This is a genomic window from Streptomyces sp. NPDC058691 (assembly GCF_042714775.1).
Lineage (GTDB): Bacteria > Actinomycetota > Actinomycetes > Streptomycetales > Streptomycetaceae > Actinacidiphila.
Genome location: NZ_JBHXSO010000017.1, coordinates 57276 through 74661, shown reverse-complemented (window position 1 = coordinate 74661; position 17386 = coordinate 57276). Strand labels below are relative to the sequence as shown.

Below are 17386 nucleotides of genomic sequence, written 5' to 3'. Positions count from 1 at the left end.
GATGCTGACGATCCATGCGGGCGCGGACGGCGCGGCCCTGGTGGTCGACGGCGGCACCATCGCCGCCGTCGGCCCGCTCACCGCGCTGCGCGCGAGCCATCCGGCGGCCCGGGTCAGATCCTGGCCAGGCACGCTGCGGCCCGGCCTGACCCACCAGGGTGCGCTGCCCGAGGCGCCGAGCCCGCGGGAGCGGGTGCACGCGCTGCTGCGCTGCGGTGTGACGGCCGTGGCGGCCGTTCCCGACGACCCCGCGCTGCGCTCCGCGCTGGACCGCAGCGGGCTGCTGCCCGCGCGCCGGGCACCGGAGCCGGCCCCGGGTGCGCGGGCGGACTTCGCCGTCGTCGACGGGAGCGGCGCCTGCCTCGCCACGGTCGTCGGGGGACGGCTGCTGTACCGCAGGGCGTGAGGCGGTCACCCGGCCGCCGTACACCGGTGGCCGGCTGACAGGCCGTCGCTTAGGTTCCGGTCATGCCGGACATATCACTATCCCGCGTCATATCCGGCCGCCTCGCGGCCCCGGTGGTCGCCGTGCTCGCGGCGATCGCCCTCGTGGCCCTTCCCGCGGCCGCCGTCGGCGAGGCGCCCTCAGCGGGGGCGGCGTTGTGCTTCGGCCGCGTGCCGACGATCACCGGCTCCGGCGGCATCCTGGGCACTCCGGGCGACGACGTCATCGTCGGCTCCGCCGGGGCCGACCGCATCGACGGCGGGGGCGGCGACGACCGCATCTGCGCCCTCGCCGGGAACGACCGGGTCAGCGGCGGCCCCGGGAACGACAGCATCGCCACCGGCGCGGGCGACGACCTGGCGGCCGGCGACCTGTTCACCGACAGCGGCGACGCCGTCGGCCAAGGCGACGACCTGCTGATCCTGGGGGAGGGCGACGACCGCGCGGCGGGCGACAACAGCGCCACCGCGGGCGACGCCTTCGGCGGCGGCGCCGACCGCATGGACGGCGGTCCCGGCGACGACCTGATGACCGGCGACTCCGCCGCCGACACCGGCAACGCCTTCGGAGCGGGCGACGACGTCCTGAAGGGCGGGCCCGGCGCGGACCGCCTCGTCGGCGACAGCTTCGCCCTGTTCAACGCCGTCGGCAGTGGCGGGGACGACCTGCTCGACCTCGGCGCCGACGGCGGATTCGCGGTCGTCGGCGACAACTACTCCGTCAGCCAGGGCCGTACCGCGGCGGGTTCCGGCGACGACCGGATCATCGGCGGCGCCGCCGACGAGACCCTGATCGGGGACAACTCCGGCGATCACGTCACCTCGGCGGGCGACGATGTGATCACCGGGCACAGCGGCCGTGACACGGTCTTCGGGGACAACACCAATGTCGCCAGGAACGCAAGCAACGGCACGGCCGGGGGCCGCGACCTGCTCGTGGCCGGTCCCGGTGACGACGTCGTCCGGGCCGGCCCCGGCGAGGACCGGATCGACGGCGGAGCCGACCGCGACGTCTGCGACGGCGAGGCAGGCACCCGCGACCGCGCCGACGACTGCGAGACGTCGCTCGGCATCCCGTGACGGTTCCCCCGGGCCCCTGCGCGGGGCCCGGGGCCGCCGGGTGAACAATGGGGGCGTGACCCGAGCCTCCCTGGACAAGCAGCCGCACGAAGTCGCCGCGATGTTCGACGACGTCGCCGCCAACTACGACCTGACCAACGACGTGCTCTCGCTCGGGCAGGACCGGCGCTGGCGCAAGACCGTCGCGCAGGCCCTGGACGTGCGCCCCGGCGAGCGGGTGCTGGACCTCGGCGCCGGCACGGGCACCTCCTCGCTGCCCTTCGTGCAGGCCGGGGCGAGCGTCGTGCCCTGCGACTTCTCGCTCGGCATGCTGCGCGAGGGCAAGCGCCGGCACCCCTCGCTGCCGCTCACCGCGGGCGACGCGACGCGACTGCCCTTCGCCGACGGGGTCTTCGACGCCGTCACCATCTCCTTCGCGCTGCGCAACGTCCATGACACCGACGCGGCGCTGCGCGAGATGCTGCGCGTCACCCGGCCCGGCGGCCGCGTCGTCATCTGCGAGTTCAGCCACCCCACCTGGGCGCCGTTCCGCACCGTCTACACCGAGTACCTGATGCGGGCACTGCCGCCGGTGGCCCGCGCGGTCAGCAGCAACCCCGACGCGTACGTCTACCTCGCCGAGTCGATCCGCTCCTGGCCCGACCAGCCCGCGCTGGCCGGACGGCTGCAGAAGGCGGGCTGGCGCCAGGTCGCGTGGCGCAACCTGTCGGCCGGGATCGTGGCGCTGCACCGGGCGGTGCACTGACCCGGGGCACCGCCTCATAGACTCTCAACGCCGATGACCCATACCGACGGGAGATCCCGACCGTGACTGACACGACCGTCGCCTCCGAGCGCAGTGCCGATGTGATCGTCGTCGGGGCCGGTCCCGCCGGTTCGACGACCGCGTACTACCTGGCGAAGGCCGGTCTGGACGTCCTGCTGCTGGAGAAGACCGCGTTCCCCCGCGAGAAGGTGTGCGGCGACGGCCTCACCCCGCGGGCGACCAAGCAGCTCGTCGCGATGGGCATCGACATCTCCGAAGAGGCGGGCTGGCTGCGCAACAAGGGCCTGCGCATCATCGGCGGCGGTGTCCGGCTCCAGCTCGACTGGCCGGACCTGGCCTCCTTCCCCGACTACGGACTCGTCCGCAAGCGCGAGGACTTCGACGAACTGCTGGCCCGCCAGGCCGAGAAGGCCGGCGCGCGGCTGTACGAGCGCTGCAACGTCTCCGGTCCGATCCGCGACGAGCGCACCGGCCGCATCACCGGGGTCGAGGCGAAGCTCGGCGAGGAGAAGACCCCGGTCACCTTCCACGCCCCGCTGGTCGTGGCCGCCGACGGCAACTCCACCCGGCTCTCGCTGGGGATGGGCCTGCACCGCCGTGAGGACCGCCCGATGGGCGTCGCGGTGCGCACGTACTTCACCTCGCCCCGCCACGACGACGACTACCTGGAGTCCTGGCTGGAGCTGTGGGACCGGCGCGCCCCCGGCGACCCCCGGCTGCTGCCCGGCTACGGCTGGATCTTCGGCATGGGCGACGGGACGTCCAACGTCGGCCTCGGCGTGCTCAACACCTCCGCCTCCTTCAAGGACCTGGACTGGCGCGAGATCCTCAAGGCCTGGTGCGCGTCCATGCCCGAGGACTGGGGCTACACCCCCGAGAACATGACCGGCCCCATCCGCGGCGCCGCGCTCCCCATGGCCTTCAACCGCCAGCCCCACTACACCCGCGGCCTGCTGCTCGTCGGCGACGCGGGCGGCCTGGTCAACCCGTTCAACGGCGAGGGCATCGCCTACGCGATGGAATCCGGCCGGATCGCCGCCGACGTCATCGTCCAGGCGCACGCGCGCGGCACCGCGGCGCAGCGCGAACTCGCGCTGCACAACTACCCGCGCATCCTGAAGGACACCTACGGCGGCTACTACACGCTCGGCCGGGCCTTCGTGAAGCTGATCGGCAACCCGAAGGTCATGAAGGTGGCGGCGCAGCGCGGACTCAGCCACCCGCTGCTCATGCGCTTCACCCTCAAGCTGCTGGCGAACCTCACCGACCCGTCCGGCGGCGACGCGATGGACCGCGTCATCAACGGCCTGTCGAAGGTGGCCCCGCGGTCGTGACGACGCCGGGCTTCATTGCCCGATGCACATACCATTTCCTTACGTAACCTTCCCTGTCCTCACACTTGATGGGTAGGATGCGTAAGCATGGAGCAGGATTGGTACTCGGTGGAGCAGGTCGCCGAGCGGCTCGGACTGCACGTACGCACCGTGCGCGGCTACATCCGCGACGGGCGGCTGAAGGCCGTGCGCATCGGCAAGCAATACCGCGTCGCGCCGGCCGACCTCGATGTGCTCACCGGGCGGCCGGCCCCCGCGCCGCCGCCACGGCGGGCCGAGGTCTCCGCCATCGTCGAACTCGACGGCATCGGGGCGGCGGCCGCCGACCGCCTGACGACCCTGCTTGCCGCCGGTGCCCGGATGCCGCGCGACAGCGCGGAACCGGTGCGCATCCAGACGGTGTACGACCGGCCGCGGGCCCGGCTCAAGGTCGTCGTCCTGGGCGGGCTCGCGCCCGCGGCGGACATCCTGAGCACCATCGACGGCGTTCTCGGGGCGGAGAACGGCATGTTCCCCGAGACCCCGCTCGACGACCCCGAAGGCGGACCCCGTGACTGACCTGGTGACCGAACGCGCCGGTGTGCCCGTCCTGGTCGCCGGGGAGGACGGCCCGAAGATCGCGGGCCCGCAGGACGCGCTCGACGTGATCGGTGCGGCGTTCTCGCGCGCGGACGTGGTGGCCGTTCCCGTGTCCCGGTTCGACGAGCGTTTCTTCGCGCTGCGTACCGGGGTGGCCGGCGAGATCCTGCAGAAGTTCGTCAACTACCGGCTGCGGCTGGTGGTCGTCGGCGACATCTCCGCCTGGACCGGGGTCAGTACGGCGCTGCGCGACCTGGTGCGCGAGTCCAACCGCGGCGACCAGGTGTGGTTCGTGACCGATCTCGGCGAACTCGACGCCCGGCTGGCTTCGTGACGTTCCGTCAGTAGCGCAGTCGCGGGGGCGGGAGCGGCCCGGCGCCCCCGGTCGCGCGTAACCCGGCGGGGAACGCGGTGTCGAACATGCGAACGCCATTCGGGGCCGGGCGGGGCCGGGTCAGGCCGGGACGGACGCCGCATCTGACATCGATGTCACCTGCTGCGATGGGTCGTTGGGGACGAAAGCCCGAAATGCGTGGTTCGTGATGATGTGCTCATACTTTTGCTCACCCCACCGGGGACACCGTCAACGGGAGGAAGGCACACCATGAACACCTTCACGAAGTCCCTTGCCACTGCTGCCGCTGCCGTTCTGCTTGCTGCGGGCGGAATGACCGCCTCCGCCTCCGCCGCCCCGTCCGGACACGGCTCCGGGCACGGCAAGAAGCTCCACTGCAGCTGGCACAAGGGTTACTGGACGTACCGCCACACCTCCGGACGCGGCGACCACGACGGCCGTGGCGACCGCGACCGCCGCGGCGGGCACGCCGGGTCGTCCCACGGCTCCCTGCGCTGGGAGAAGGTCTGGCACCCCGCCTACAAGGTCTGCGTCCGCCGCTGATCCCCGTCCCCTCCCCGTCCCGGGCCCGGCCTCCGCCATCACGGCGGGGCCGGGCCCGGCCCCGTACGGGCGTGTGCACGCCTTCACGAGCGGAGGTGCCGCGGGGCATGGCGGCACCGTGGACCTGCCGGCCGGTGCGGCGGCGGTCCTCCCGTGGGGACGGGGGTCGCGGACGTCGCGGAATCAGGCCACGCGGACGGCGGAGGTGGGCATGTAATAGGCCATCTTCTGGATCACGACGCCCTTGCTCGGGTTCGCCGCGTCCAGGTACTGGCCGTCGCCGATGTAGACGGCGACGTGGTAAGCGGAACCGACGCCGCCCCAGAACAGCAGGTCGCCCGGCTGGACCTGGCTCACGGGGACCTGGGTGCCGAAGGTCGACTGCGCCTGGGAGGTACGCGGCAGCTCGACACCGATGGTCCGGAACGCGGCCTGGGTGAGGCCGGAGCAGTCGTACGCGCTGGGGCCCGTGGCGCCGTACACGTATGGCTTGCCGACCTGGGCCTTCAGGAAGCCGAGCACGGAGGCGACGCTGCCGCTCGCGGCCGACCTCGACGTCGACGCGACCGAGGGGGCGGAGGCGGGCGTGGCCAGCGCGGTGCGCCCGGCCGAGCGGGACGCGGTGGCGGACTCCCGGGCCTCGGCGGCCTTGGCTGCCGCGGACCTGCGGGCGTCGGCGGCGGCCTTCTTCTTGGCGGCGGCCTTCATCGCCTGGTCACGGGCCTCGTCGCGGGCCGCGTCCAGCTGCTGCTCGACGACGGTCTCGTCGATGGCGGCGGCGGCCTGCGCGGCGCTCGCCTGGGTGGAGAGGGCGGGGATGACCGGGATGCTCCCGGTGGTCGCCGGGTCGGCGGCCGTGGGTTCCGCGTTCGCGGGGGCGGACATTCCGGTGAGTGCGAGCGTTCCGATGACGCCGCCGGCGACTCCAGCGCGGCGCACCCAGTTGGTGCTCTGCGTGGCGCGTCGCCGGCGGCGTATATGCGAGATCTGAAGGGGCATGTGGTCTTGGGTATCAGGCGGAATCGGGTCCGTTCAACAAAAGTGTGATGCGCCACAGTTGGCCTCAACCCAGTGCTATTGTCCCTTTTTCGATCTTCCTTATTCGGGATGAATGGGATATCCAAGTCGATTTCCTCGTGCGTGCGTTCACGTGCCTTCTGTCGCCGTCAGCACGGACTTTCCCGCCTCACCCGGACGGGCGGCGGCGCGCTATCACGCCGCACAGGGGAGCTCCAATTTGCTTTGAGCCGCGATGGCCTGATAGTGGGACACCCCCTCTGGCCAGCGATAACGCGAGCAAATATGACTTCTGGTGATCATTTGAGATACCTGCGTGAGAAGATCACCGCTCATCCGGCCCGACGTTCCTTCGGTGGGTGGCGTAGATCACAAAGTCCGGTGGGAACCCCGTGTCGCAGATCACAGACCGGGAGGCATAGGATGCGGGCAGTTCGGGCTTGTGAACTGCCTCACATAGAGAGGATCTAGGTGGCGTGGCGCACATACCCGGGCACGGTCCGTCATCAGTCACCGTCGACTGGAAGGAGCGGGGACGTGAATGCCTACGCGCCCATCCTCGTGCTGGGCGGCCTCGCGGCCGGCTTCGCGATCTTCTCCGTGGTCATGGCCTCAATTATCGGCCCAAAACGGTATAACAGGGCTAAATTGGAGGCGTATGAGTGCGGCATCGAGCCGACTCCGCATCCGGCCGGTGGTGGCCGTTTCCCGATCAAGTACTACCTGACGGCGATGCTCTTCATCGTCTTCGACATCGAGATCGTCTTCCTCTACCCCTGGGCGGTCTCTTTCGACTCCCTGGGGATCTTCGGGCTCGTCGAGATGCTCCTCTTCGTGCTCACCGTCTTCGTCGCGTACGCCTATGTCTGGCGCCGCGGCGGTCTGGAATGGGACTAGGGGCGGAGAAAAGCCATGGGTATTGAAGAGAAGCTGCCGAGCGGATTCCTGCTGACGTCCGTCGAGACCGCCGCGGGCTGGGTGCGGAAGGCGTCGGTCTTCCCGGCGACCTTCGGTCTGGCCTGCTGCGCCATCGAGATGATGACCACCGGGGCCGGCCGGTACGACCTCGCCCGTTTCGGGATGGAGGTCTTCCGCGGTTCCCCGCGCCAGGCGGACCTGATGATCGTGGCCGGCCGGGTGAGCCAGAAGATGGCCCCCGTCCTGCGGCAGGTCTACGACCAGATGCCGAACCCCAAGTGGGTCATCTCGATGGGCGTCTGCGCATCAAGCGGCGGAATGTTCAACAACTACGCAATTGTGCAGGGTGTCGACCATGTGGTCCCCGTTGACATTTATCTCCCCGGATGTCCGCCCCGTCCCGAAATGCTGATGGACGCCATTCTCAAGCTCCACCACAAGATCCAGCACAGCAAGCTCGGCGTGAACCAGGAACAGGCCGCGCGCGAGGCGGAGGAGGCGGCGCTGAAGGCGCTGCCGACGATTGAGATGAAGGGGCTTCTCCGATGACGGATTCCCCGGACACCCCGAATCCGGACAAGGACGTGCAGGCGAACGGCCTGCCCGGTCAGCGTGGGGACCACGGCGAGGCGATCCGCGTCCAGCACGGCATGTTCGGCGCCAACAACGGCGGCGACACCTCCGGATACGGCCGGCTGGTGCGCACCGTGCGCCTGCCGGGAGCCACGAACCGCCCCTACGGCGGCTGGTTCGACGAGGTCGCCGACGAGCTGGAGGGCGCCCTGGAGGAGCAGGGCCTCGTCCCGGACAACGCGATCGAGAAGGTCGTCGTCGACCGCGGCGAGGTCACCTTCCACGTCGCGCGCGAGCACCTGCCCCGCATCGCCCGGACCCTGCGCGACGACCCCGCGCTGCGCTTCGAGCTCTGCACCGGGGTGAGCGGCGTCCACTTCCCCGAGGACAAGGGCCGCGAGCTGCACGCCGTCTACCACCTGCGCTCGATCACCCACAACCGGCTGATCCGGCTGGAGGTGAGCGTCTCCGACGCCGACCGGCACGTCCCGTCGCTCGTCGAGGTCTACCCGACCAACGACTGGCACGAGCGCGAGACGTACGACTTCTTCGGGATCGTCTTCGACGGCCACCCCGCCCTGACGCGGATCATGATGCCGGACGACTGGCAGGGGCATCCGCAGCGCAAGGACTACCCCCTCGGCGGCATCCCCGTCGAGTACAAGGGCGCCCAGATCCCGGCTCCGGACCAGCGGAGGTCGTACTCGTGAGTACTCATCACGCACCCCAGCAGGCCACGGAGCGGGAGACCACCGAGGGCCGGGTCTTCACGGTCACCGGCGGCGACTGGGACGAACTGGCCGAGACCGTCGGCAAGGCCGACGACGAGCGCATCGTCGTCAACATGGGCCCGCAGCACCCGTCCACCCACGGTGTGCTCCGGCTGATCCTGGAGATCGACGGCGAGACGGTCACCGAGGCCCGCTGCGGCATCGGCTACCTGCACACCGGCATCGAGAAGAACATGGAGTTCCGGACCTGGACCCAGGGGTCCACGTTCGTGACGCGCATGGACTACCTGACGCCGTTCTTCAACGAGACGGCGTACTGCCTGGCGGTGGAGAAGCTGCTCGGCGTCACCGAGGAGGTGCCCGACCGGGCCTCCGTCATCCGCGTGATGCTGATGGAGCTGAACCGCATCTCCTCGCACCTGGTGGCCATCGCCACCGGCGGCATGGAGCTCGGCGCCACCACGATCATGATCTACGGGTTCCGCGACCGCGAGATGATCCTGGACATCTACGAGCTGATCACCGGCCTGCGGATGAACCACGCGTACATCCGCCCCGGCGGCCTCGCCCAGGACCTGCCGCCCGGCGCCGTGGACCAGATCCGCGAGTTCGTGAAGAAGTTCCGCAAGAACCTTCCCGAGTACGACAAGCTCGCCACCGGCAACCCGATCTTCAAGGCCCGCATGCAGGACGTGGGCTACCTGGACCTGGCCGGCTGCATGGCGCTCGGCGCCACCGGCCCGATCCTGCGCTCCACGGGCCTGCCGCACGACCTGCGCAAGACGCAGCCGTACTGCGGTTACGAGAACTACGAGTTCGAGGTGCCGACGGTCGACACCTGCGACTCCTACGGCCGCTTCCTCATCCGCCTGGACGAGATGCGGGAGTCGCTGAAGATCGTCGAGCAGTGCCTGGACCGGCTGCAGCCCGGCCCGGTCATGGTCGCCGACAAGAAGATCGCCTGGCCCGCGCAGCTGGCGCTCGGCCCGGACGGGCTCGGCAACTCGCTGGACCACATCAAGAAGATCATGGGCACCTCCATGGAGGCCCTGATCCACCACTTCAAGCTGGTGACCGAGGGCTTCCGGGTGCCGCCCGGCCAGGCGTACGTCGCCGTCGAGTCGTCCAAGGGCGAACTCGGGGTCCACGTGGTCAGCGACGGGGGCACCCGCCCCTTCCGGGTCCACTTCCGGGACCCGTCCTTCACCAATCTGCAGACCATGGCGGCGATGTGCGAGGGCGGCCAGGTCGCCGACGTCATCGTCGCGGTGGCGTCCATCGACCCCGTGATGGGAGGCGTCGACCGGTGACTGAGGTATCACTCGGCATCCCCGCGATGCCCGCGCCGGACTTCCCGGCCGACGTACGGCAGCGCCTGGAGACGGACGCGCGCGAGATCATCGCGCGCTACCCCGGCAGCCGCAGCGCCCTGCTCCCGCTGCTGCACCTGGTGCAGGCGGAGGAGGGCTATGTCTCCCGCACCGGGGTCCGGTTCTGCGCCGAGACGCTCGGGCTGACCACGGCCGAGGTGACGGCGGTGTCGACCTTCTACACCATGTACCGCCGGGCGCCGTCCGGCGAGTACCAGGTCGGGGTCTGCACCAACACCCTGTGCGCGGTGCTCGGCGGGGACGCGATCTTCGACGAACTCAAGGAGCACCTCGGCGTCGAGAACGGCGGCACCACCGAGGACGGCAAGGTCACGCTGGAGCACATCGAGTGCAACGCGGCCTGCGACTTCGCCCCCGTGGTGATGGTCAACTGGGAGTTCTTCGACAACCAGGACCCGCAGTCGGCCAAGCGGATCGTCGACGACCTGCGGGCCGGCCGGACCGTCGAGCCCACCCGGGGCGCTCCCTTGTGCACATACAAGGAGACGTCCCGGATCCTCGCCGGGTTCCCCGACGAGCGCCCCGGCGCCGTCGAGGCGACCGGCGGCGCGGGACCGGCCTCACTCGCGGGCCTGCGGCTCTCCCGCGGCGAGGCCCTGCCGGGCTCCGGCGGCGGTGTACCGCGGCAGACCTCCGCCCCGCCCGGGGACGAGACGCCGCCGGCGCACGCCAGCTCCCACGACGCCCCGCAGGAGTCCGCGGTCTCCGACCCGGACCACCCCGCCGGGCCCGTCACCGAGCAGCGCACGAATGAAGGCGAGGGGGAGCAGTGACGATGGTTGACTCGGCGGAGAAGGTGCTCGCACCCGTTCTGTCGGCCTTCTGGGACGACCCGCAGTCCTGGACGCTCAACACGTACCGCCGGCATGAGGGGTACGAGGGCCTGCGCAAGGCGCTCGCCATGCCCCCGGACGACGTGATCGCGTTCGTCAAGGACGCGGGTCTGCGCGGCCGCGGCGGCGCCGGCTTCCCCACCGGGATGAAGTGGCAGTTCATCCCGCAGGGCGACGGCAAGCCGCACTACCTCGTCGTCAACGCCGACGAGTCGGAGCCGGGCACCTGCAAGGACATCCCCCTGCTGTTCGCCAACCCGCACTCGCTTATCGAGGGCATGGTGATCGCCTGCCACGCGATCCGCTCCCAGCACGCCTTCATCTACCTGCGCGGCGAGGTCGTCCCCGTGCTGCGGCGGCTGCACCACGCGGTCGCCGAGGCGTACGAGGCGGGCTTCCTCGGCGAGAACATCCTGGGCAGCGGATTCGACCTGGAGCTGACCGTGCACGCCGGCGCCGGCGCGTACATCTGCGGCGAGGAGACGGCGCTCCTGGACTCCCTGGAGGGCCGGCGCGGCCAGCCCCGGCTGCGGCCGCCCTTCCCGGCGGTCGAGGGTTTGTACGCGTGCCCGACGGTGGTCAACAACGTCGAGTCGATCGCCTCGGTGCCCGCGATCCTGAACAAGGGCAAGGAGTGGTTCCGCTCCATGGGCAGCGAGAAGTCCCCGGGCTTCACGCTGTACTCGCTCAGCGGCCACGTCGCCAACCCCGGCCAGTACGAGGCCCCGCTCGGTGTGACCCTGCGTCAGCTGCTCAGCCTGAGCGGCGGGATGCGCCCCGGCCACAAGCTCAAGTTCTGGACCCCGGGCGGTTCCTCGACCCCGATGTTCACCGATGAGCACCTCGACGTCCCGCTGGACTACGAGGGCGTCGGCGCCGCCGGATCGATGCTCGGCACGAAGGCGCTCCAGTGCTTCGACGAGACCACCTGCGTGGTGCGCGCCGTCACCCGCTGGACCGAGTTCTACGCCCACGAGTCCTGCGGCAAGTGCACGCCCTGCCGCGAGGGCACGTACTGGCTGGTCCAGTTGCTGCGCGACATCGAGGCCGGCAAGGGGACCCTCGCCGACCTCGACAAGCTCGCGGACATCGCCGACAACATCAACGGCAAGTCCTTCTGCGCCCTCGGCGACGGAGCGGCCAGCCCGATCTTCTCCTCCCTGAAGTACTTCCGCGACGAGTACGTGGAGCACCTGGAAGGCCGCGGCTGCCCCTTCGACCCCGCCAAGTCCACGGTCTGGGCCGACAAGTCTCACCTGGAGGTGAACGCGTGACCGTCACCACGAACGCCGCTTCCGGAGAGGCTGCGGTGCCGCCCGAGGACCTGGTGTCCGTCACCATCGACGGCATCGAACTGTCCGTGCCCAAGGGCACGCTGGTGATCCGGGCCGCCGAGATGATCGGGATCGAGATCCCGCGCTTCTGCGACCACCCGCTGCTGGACCCGGTGGGCGCCTGCCGGCAGTGCATCGTCGAGGTCGAGGGCCAGCGCAAGCCCATGGCGTCGTGCACGATCACCTGCACGGACGGAATGGTCGTCAGGACCCAGCTCACCTCCGGCGTCGCGGACAAGGCCCAGCGCGGTGTGATGGAGCTGCTGCTCATCAACCATCCGCTGGACTGCCCCGTCTGCGACAAGGGCGGCGAGTGCCCGCTGCAGAACCAGGCGATGTCCGCCGGCCAGGCCGACACCCGCTTCGAGGGACGCAAGCGGACCTACGCCAAGCCCATGCCGATCTCCACCCAGATCCTGCTGGACCGCGAGCGGTGCGTGCTGTGCGCGCGCTGCACCCGCTTCTCCCAGCAGGTCGCGGGCGACCCGATGATCGAGCTGCTGGAGCGCGGCGCGCTGGAGCAGGTCGGCACCGGGGACGGCGATCCCTTCCAGTCGTACTTCTCCGGCAACACCATCCAGATCTGCCCGGTCGGCGCGCTGACCTCTGCGGCCTACCGCTTCCGCTCCCGCCCCTTCGACCTGGTCTCCTCGCCGAGCGTGTGCGAGCACTGCGCGGGCGGCTGCGCCACCCGTACCGACCACCGCCGCGGCAAGGTCATGCGGCGGCTCGCGCAGGACGACCCCGAGGTCAACGAGGAGTGGATCTGCGACAAGGGCCGCTTCGGCTTCCGCTACGCGCAGCGGCCCGAGCGGCTCACCACCCCGCTGGTGCGCAACGCCGACAGCGGTGAGCTGGAGCCGGCGAGCTGGCCGGAGGCGCTGGAGGCGGCGGCCCGCGGGCTCGCCGCGGCCGGCGGCCGCACCGGTGTGCTGCCCGGTGGCCGGCTCACGGTCGAGGACGCGTACGCGTACGCCAAGTTCGCCCGCGTCGCCCTGGACACCAACGACGTCGACTTCCGGGCCCGCGCGCACTCCGCCGAGGAGGCCGACTTCCTGGCCTCCGCCGTGGCGGGTCGCGGGCGGGATCTGACCGGCGACGGCGTGACCTACACGCTGCTGGAGAACGCCCCCGCGGTGCTGCTGGCCGGACTGGAGGCCGAGGAGGAGGCGCCCGGCGTCTTCCTGCGGCTGCGCAAGGCCTGGCGCAAGCACAAGCAGCGGACCTTCGCGCTGGCCCCCTTCGCCACCCGAGGGCTGGAGAAGGCGGGCGGCATCCTGCTGCCCGCCGCGCCCGGCACCGAGACCGAGTGGCTGGACGCGCTCGCGGGCGGTGTGGGCCTGGACACGAGCGGCCGTGCGGCGCACGAGGCGCTGCGTACCGAGGGTGCCGTCGTGCTGGTCGGCGAGCGGCTGGCCGCCGTTCCCGGCGCGCTGACCGCGGTGCTCCGGCTGGCCGAGGCCAGCGGCGCCCGGCTGGCGTGGATCCCGCGCCGGGCCGGTGAGCGCGGCGCCGTCGAGGCGGGCGCCCTGCCGGGGCTGCTGCCCGGCGGCCGTCCGGTCGCCGATCCGCGCGCCCGCGACGAGGTCGCCGCGGTCTGGGGCGTGGCCACGCTCCCGTCCCGCTTCGGCCGCGACACCGCCGCGATCATCGAGGCGGCGGCGGCCGGGGAACTCGGCGCGCTGCTCGTGGGCGGCGTGGAGGTCGCCGACCTGCCCGACCCGGCCAAGGCCCGCGAGGCGCTGGACGCGGTCGGCTTCGTGGTCAGCCTGGAGCAGCGGCCGAGCGAGGTCACCGAGCGGGCGGACGTCGTCCTGCCGGTGGCCGCGGTCGCCGAGAAGGCCGGCACCTTCCTCAACTGGGAGGGCCGGGTACGGCTCTTCGAGACCGCGATCAAGCCGGCCCAGCAGGTCCAGCGCCACCAGTTCCCGGACGCCCGGGTGCTGACGATGCTGGCCGACGCGCTCGACGTCTCCCTCGGCCTCGCCGATGTGAAGGCGGCGCGCGCCGAGCTGACCCGGCTCGCCCCGGTGGACGGCCCGCGCGCCGCCGCACCGCGGGAGACCGGCCGCCCGATCCCCAAGCCGGGCGTCGGCGAGGCCGTCCTCGCCGGTCACCGGCTGCTGCTCGACCAGGGCCTGCTCCAGCAGGGCGACGACGCCCTCGCCGGCACCCGCCACCCGGCGGTCGCCCGCCTGTCGGCGGCCACGGCGGAGGAGATCGGCCTCACCGACGGCGCCGAGGCCGAGATCGCCGGCCCCGCCGGCGCCGTACGGCTCCCGCTGAAGGTGACCGAGATGCCCGACCGCGTCGTGTGGCTGCCGCTGAACTCCGCGGGCGGCGGCCTCGTCTCGGACACCGGTGCCCTGCCCGGCCAGGTCGTCAAGGTGGCCGCGCCCACGAAGGAGGTGGCCCGATGATGACGATGTCCGTCGAGGACCTGTCCATGTTCGGGCGGGACCCGTGGTGGCTGGTCGCCATCAAGGCGGTCTTCTGCTTCGCGTTCCTGATGCTGACCGTGCTGTTCTCCATCGTGTGGGAGCGCAAGGTCGTCGCCTGGATGCAGCTGCGCATCGGCCCCAACCGGCACGGCCCCTGGGGCATGCTCCAGTCGCTCGCCGACGGCGTGAAGCTGATGCTCAAGGAAGACCTGATCGTCAAGAAGGCCGACGCGGTCGTCTACGTGCTGGCCCCGATCGTCGCGGCCATCCCGGCGTTCATGGCGATCGCGGTGATCCCCTTCGGCCCGGCCGACAACGAGGTCTCGATCTTCGGCCACCGTACGCCGATGCAGCTCACCGACCTGCCGATCGGCATCCTGTTCATCCTGGCCACCGCGTCCGTCGGCATCTACGGCATCGTCCTGGCCGGCTGGTCGTCCGGCTCGACGTACCCGCTGCTCGGCGGCCTGCGCTCGTGCGCGCAGATGATCTCGTACGAGATCGCGATGGGCGTCGCCTTTGCGTCGGTGTTCCTCTACTCCGGCTCGATGTCGACCTCGCAGATCGTGGCCCAGCAGCACGACCGCTGGTACATCGTGCTGCTGCCGGTGTCCTTCATCATCTACATCGGCACGATGATCGGCGAGACCAACCGCGCGCCCTTCGACATGCCCGAGTCCGAGGGCGACCTGGTCGGCGGCTTCAACACCGAGTACTCCTCGATCAAGTTCGCGCTCTTCATGCTCGCCGAGTACGTGAACATGGTGACCGTCTCGGCGGTGGCGACCACCCTCTTCCTGGGCGGCTGGCGGGCCCCGTGGCCCATCAGCACCTTCTGGGAGGGCGCCAACCACGGCTGGTGGCCGCTGCTGTGGTTCGTGGTCAAGGTCCAGTTGCTGCTCTTCCTCTTCATCTGGCTGCGCGGCACGCTGCCCCGCGTGCGCTACGACCAGCTGATGAAGCTGGGCTGGAAGGTGCTCATCCCGGTCTCGATGGTGTGGCTGATGCTGGTGGCCACCGTCCGGGCGCTGCGCAACGAGAACTACGACTTCCAGTCGATCGTGCTCTACGTCGGCGGCGCCGTCGTCCTGCTGCTCCTGGTCTCGCTGGCCTTCGACGTCCTGCGGGATCGCGGCGAGAAGGAGAAGGAGGCGGCCGCCGCTGCGGGGCCGCCGGAGCAGTTCGACCCCATGGCGGGCGGGTACCCCGTGCCGCCGCTGCCCGGCCAGGAGCTGCCGCCCGTCCCGCGGCGGCCGTCCCGTGCGGAGCGTCAACTCGTAGGCAAGGAGGCCGACGATGCCTGAGTTCCTGGGCCCGGTCGCGGGCTTCGGCGTGACCTTCAAGGCCATGTTCAAGAAGCGGCTGACCGAGCAGTACCCCGAGGAGAAGAAGCCGACCGCGCCGCGGTTCCACGGCCGCCACCAGCTCAACCGTCACCCGGACGGGCTGGAGAAGTGCGTCGGCTGCGAGCTGTGCGCGTGGGCCTGCCCCGCCGACGCGATCTACGTCGAGGGCGCCGACAACACCGACGAGGAGCGCTACTCGCCTGGTGAGCGCTACGGCCGCGTCTACCAGATCAACTACGCCCGCTGCATCCTGTGCGGGCTGTGCATCGAGGCCTGCCCGACGCGGGCGCTGACGATGACCAACGAGTACGAACTCGCCGACACCAGCCGGGAGTCGCTGATCTTCACCAAGGAGCAGCTGCTCGCGGGCCTGGACGAGGGCATGGTCGAGGCCCCGCACTCGATCTTCCCCGGCATGGACGAGGGCGACTACTACCGCGGCGCGGTGACGCACGCGGCCCCCGGGACCGAGCGCCAGGTCGCGGTCTCCAAGGGCGAGAAGCCCGACGAGAGCGTGCAGGACGAGCCGGAGGGCAACGGAACGGCCGGTGTGCAGGTCCCCACGACGGGCGGCGCCGCTCCGGCCGGGACGGGAGGCGAGGCATGAACGAGCTGACCACGCTGGCGGCCGGGTACACCACCTCCACCGGGGAGGCGGTCCAGTTCTGGGTGCTGGGCACCGTCGCGGTGCTGGGCGCACTCGCGACCGTGCTGATGAAGAAGGCCGTGCACAGCGCACTGTCGCTCGCCGGGACGATGATCGTCCTGGCGGTCTTCTATCTGGCCCAGGGCGCGTACTTCCTCGGTGTCGTGCAGATCGTCGTCTACACCGGCGCGATCATGATGCTCTTCCTCTTCGTCGTCATGCTGGTCGGCATCACCGCCGCCGACTCGCTCAAGGAGACGCTGAAGGGGCAGCGCTGGCTCGCCGCCGCGGCCGGGATCGGCTTCGGCGTCCTGCTGATCGCGGGCATCGCGAGCGCCTCGCTCAAGCAGTTCACCGGGCTCGGCCAGGCCAACGCCGGCGGCAACGTCGAAGGACTGGCCTCGCTGATCTTCACCAAGTACGTGTGGGCCTTCGAGATCACCGGCGCGCTGCTGATCACCGCGGCCGTCGGCGCGATGGTCCTCACCCACCGCGAGCGCACCGAGGCCCGCGCCACCCAGCGCGAACTGGCCGAGCGGCGGGTGCGCGAGGGCAAGCAGCTCCCCCCGCTCCCCGCGCCGGGCGTCTACGCCCGCAACAACGCGGTCGACGTGCCCGGCCTGCTGCCGGACGGCACGGTCTCCGAGCTCAGCGTCAGCCCGACGCTGCGCGGCCGCGGCCAGTACCGCGACGTCTCCGCCGAGGCGGTCGCCAAGGTCGCCGAGCTGGAGCAGCGCACTGAGGAGGCGTCGAAGTGAATCCGGTCAACTACCTGTACCTGGCGGCGCTGCTGTTCACCATCGGCGCGGCCGGGGTGCTGATCCGGCGCAACGCGATCATCGTCTTCATGTGCATCGAGCTGATGCTGAACGCCTCCAACCTCGCGTTCGTCACCTTCTCCCGGATGCACGGCAACCTCGACGGCCAGATCATCGCCTTCTTCACGATGGTCGTCGCCGCTGCGGAGGTGGTCGTGGGCCTCGCGATCATCGTGACGATCTTCCGCTCACGCCACTCGGCCTCGGTCGACGACGCCAGCCTGATGAAGCTCTAAG

At 70.8% G+C, this 17386-nt stretch carries 19 protein-coding genes; 18 read left to right on the top strand and 1 reads right to left on the bottom strand.

Annotated features, from left to right (window positions below; all coding sequences use genetic code 11):
- Position 1: 1 nt before the first annotated feature.
- The 7 genes from ACFWVC_RS14565 (at position 2) to ACFWVC_RS14535 (ending at position 5101) form a co-directional block, all read left to right on the top strand.
- Positions 2 to 406, top strand: a complete 405-nt coding sequence (locus ACFWVC_RS14565; RefSeq protein ID WP_384284238.1) for a hypothetical protein — start codon at positions 2 to 4, stop codon at positions 404 to 406.
- Between the two features lie 62 nt (positions 407 to 468).
- Entirely contained in the window at positions 469 to 1524 is a 1056-nt protein-coding gene (locus tag ACFWVC_RS14560; protein WP_384284236.1) for a calcium-binding protein, read from the top strand.
- Between the two features lie 55 nt (positions 1525 to 1579).
- Positions 1580 to 2269, top strand: coding sequence for a demethylmenaquinone methyltransferase (locus tag ACFWVC_RS14555; protein ID WP_384284234.1), 690 nt, complete (start codon positions 1580 to 1582; stop codon positions 2267 to 2269).
- 62 nt (positions 2270 to 2331) lie between these two features.
- Positions 2332 to 3624, top strand: a complete 1293-nt coding sequence (locus tag ACFWVC_RS14550) for a geranylgeranyl reductase family protein (RefSeq protein ID WP_384284232.1) — start codon at positions 2332 to 2334, stop codon at positions 3622 to 3624.
- 87 nt (positions 3625 to 3711) lie between these two features.
- Positions 3712 to 4182, top strand: a complete 471-nt coding sequence (locus ACFWVC_RS14545) for a helix-turn-helix domain-containing protein (RefSeq protein WP_384284230.1) — start codon at positions 3712 to 3714, stop codon at positions 4180 to 4182.
- On the top strand, positions 4175 to 4537 hold the full coding sequence (locus tag ACFWVC_RS14540; RefSeq protein WP_384284228.1) for a DUF4180 domain-containing protein: 363 nt from the start codon (positions 4175 to 4177) through the stop codon (positions 4535 to 4537). Before ACFWVC_RS14545 ends, ACFWVC_RS14540 begins: the two co-directional genes overlap by 8 nt.
- 270 nt (positions 4538 to 4807) lie before the next feature.
- Positions 4808 to 5101: a hypothetical protein gene (locus ACFWVC_RS14535; protein WP_384284225.1), complete on the top strand. Its 294-nt coding sequence runs from the start codon at positions 4808 to 4810 to the stop codon at positions 5099 to 5101.
- A gap of 183 nt (positions 5102 to 5284) precedes the next feature.
- Here ACFWVC_RS14535 and ACFWVC_RS14530 read toward each other — a convergent pair whose 3' ends face one another.
- A complete protein-coding gene (locus ACFWVC_RS14530) occupies positions 5285 to 6100 on the bottom strand; it encodes a C40 family peptidase (RefSeq protein WP_384284223.1) in 816 nt (271 codons plus the stop codon).
- A gap of 555 nt (positions 6101 to 6655) precedes the next feature.
- Here ACFWVC_RS14530 and ACFWVC_RS14525 point away from each other — a divergent pair.
- From ACFWVC_RS14525 to nuoK, 11 genes are read left to right on the top strand one after another with little or no spacing between them, the layout of a single operon-like run.
- Positions 6656 to 7015, top strand: coding sequence for an NADH-quinone oxidoreductase subunit A (locus tag ACFWVC_RS14525; RefSeq protein WP_360902808.1), 360 nt, complete (start codon positions 6656 to 6658; stop codon positions 7013 to 7015).
- Between the two features lie 15 nt (positions 7016 to 7030).
- Entirely contained in the window at positions 7031 to 7585 is a 555-nt protein-coding gene (locus ACFWVC_RS14520; RefSeq protein WP_319658399.1) for an NADH-quinone oxidoreductase subunit B family protein, read from the top strand.
- A complete protein-coding gene (locus ACFWVC_RS14515) occupies positions 7582 to 8319 on the top strand; it encodes an NADH-quinone oxidoreductase subunit C (protein WP_384284219.1) in 738 nt (245 codons plus the stop codon). Before ACFWVC_RS14520 ends, ACFWVC_RS14515 begins: the two co-directional genes overlap by 4 nt.
- Complete coding sequence (locus ACFWVC_RS14510) at positions 8316 to 9650, top strand: NADH-quinone oxidoreductase subunit D (RefSeq protein WP_384284217.1); 1335 nt, start codon at positions 8316 to 8318, stop codon at positions 9648 to 9650. Before ACFWVC_RS14515 ends, ACFWVC_RS14510 begins: the two co-directional genes overlap by 4 nt.
- Positions 9651 to 9676: 26 nt before the next feature.
- Complete coding sequence (nuoE, locus tag ACFWVC_RS14505) at positions 9677 to 10504, top strand: NADH-quinone oxidoreductase subunit NuoE (protein WP_384284402.1); 828 nt, start codon at positions 9677 to 9679, stop codon at positions 10502 to 10504.
- Between the two features lie 2 nt (positions 10505 to 10506).
- Complete coding sequence (nuoF, locus tag ACFWVC_RS14500) at positions 10507 to 11838, top strand: NADH-quinone oxidoreductase subunit NuoF (protein WP_384284400.1); 1332 nt, start codon at positions 10507 to 10509, stop codon at positions 11836 to 11838.
- Positions 11835 to 14318, top strand: a complete 2484-nt coding sequence (locus tag ACFWVC_RS14495) for an NADH-quinone oxidoreductase subunit G (RefSeq protein ID WP_384284213.1) — start codon at positions 11835 to 11837, stop codon at positions 14316 to 14318. Before nuoF ends, ACFWVC_RS14495 begins: the two co-directional genes overlap by 4 nt.
- Entirely contained in the window at positions 14315 to 15643 is a 1329-nt protein-coding gene (gene nuoH, locus ACFWVC_RS14490; protein WP_384284210.1) for an NADH-quinone oxidoreductase subunit NuoH, read from the top strand. The genes ACFWVC_RS14495 and nuoH overlap by 4 nt, the downstream gene beginning before the upstream one ends.
- The gene (nuoI, locus tag ACFWVC_RS14485) at positions 15636 to 16292 is read left to right on the top strand and encodes an NADH-quinone oxidoreductase subunit NuoI (RefSeq protein ID WP_384284207.1); all 657 of its coding nucleotides are present in this window, start codon (positions 15636 to 15638) and stop codon (positions 16290 to 16292) included. The genes nuoH and nuoI overlap by 8 nt, the downstream gene beginning before the upstream one ends.
- Positions 16289 to 17089, top strand: coding sequence for an NADH-quinone oxidoreductase subunit J (locus tag ACFWVC_RS14480; RefSeq protein ID WP_384284204.1), 801 nt, complete (start codon positions 16289 to 16291; stop codon positions 17087 to 17089). The genes nuoI and ACFWVC_RS14480 overlap by 4 nt, the downstream gene beginning before the upstream one ends.
- Positions 17086 to 17385, top strand: coding sequence for an NADH-quinone oxidoreductase subunit NuoK (nuoK, locus tag ACFWVC_RS14475; RefSeq protein ID WP_319658407.1), 300 nt, complete (start codon positions 17086 to 17088; stop codon positions 17383 to 17385). The genes ACFWVC_RS14480 and nuoK overlap by 4 nt, the downstream gene beginning before the upstream one ends.
- Position 17386: the final 1 nt, after the last annotated feature.

Bases quoted from the DNA above. Each gene is read 5' to 3' on its own strand.
- nuoE (WP_384284402.1), top strand. From the start codon at position 9,677: ATGCCCGCGCCGGACTTCCCGGCCGACGTACGGCAGCGCCTGGAGACG.
- ACFWVC_RS14480 (WP_384284204.1), top strand. From the start codon at position 16,289: ATGAACGAGCTGACCACGCTGGCGGCCGGGTACACCACCTCCACCGGG.
- ACFWVC_RS14535 (WP_384284225.1), top strand. From the start codon at position 4,808: ATGAACACCTTCACGAAGTCCCTTGCCACTGCTGCCGCTGCCGTTCTG.
- nuoI (WP_384284207.1), top strand. From the start codon at position 15,636: ATGCCTGAGTTCCTGGGCCCGGTCGCGGGCTTCGGCGTGACCTTCAAG.
- nuoF (WP_384284400.1), top strand. From the start codon at position 10,507: ATGGTTGACTCGGCGGAGAAGGTGCTCGCACCCGTTCTGTCGGCCTTC.
- ACFWVC_RS14545 (WP_384284230.1), top strand. From the start codon at position 3,712: ATGGAGCAGGATTGGTACTCGGTGGAGCAGGTCGCCGAGCGGCTCGGA.
- ACFWVC_RS14520 (WP_319658399.1), top strand. From the start codon at position 7,031: ATGGGTATTGAAGAGAAGCTGCCGAGCGGATTCCTGCTGACGTCCGTC.
- ACFWVC_RS14560 (WP_384284236.1), top strand. From the start codon at position 469: ATGCCGGACATATCACTATCCCGCGTCATATCCGGCCGCCTCGCGGCC.
- ACFWVC_RS14515 (WP_384284219.1), top strand. From the start codon at position 7,582: ATGACGGATTCCCCGGACACCCCGAATCCGGACAAGGACGTGCAGGCG.
- nuoH (WP_384284210.1), top strand. From the start codon at position 14,315: ATGATGACGATGTCCGTCGAGGACCTGTCCATGTTCGGGCGGGACCCG.
- ACFWVC_RS14530 (WP_384284223.1), bottom strand. From the start codon at position 6,100: ATGCCCCTTCAGATCTCGCATATACGCCGCCGGCGACGCGCCACGCAG.
- ACFWVC_RS14565 (WP_384284238.1), top strand. From the start codon at position 2: ATGCTGACGATCCATGCGGGCGCGGACGGCGCGGCCCTGGTGGTCGAC.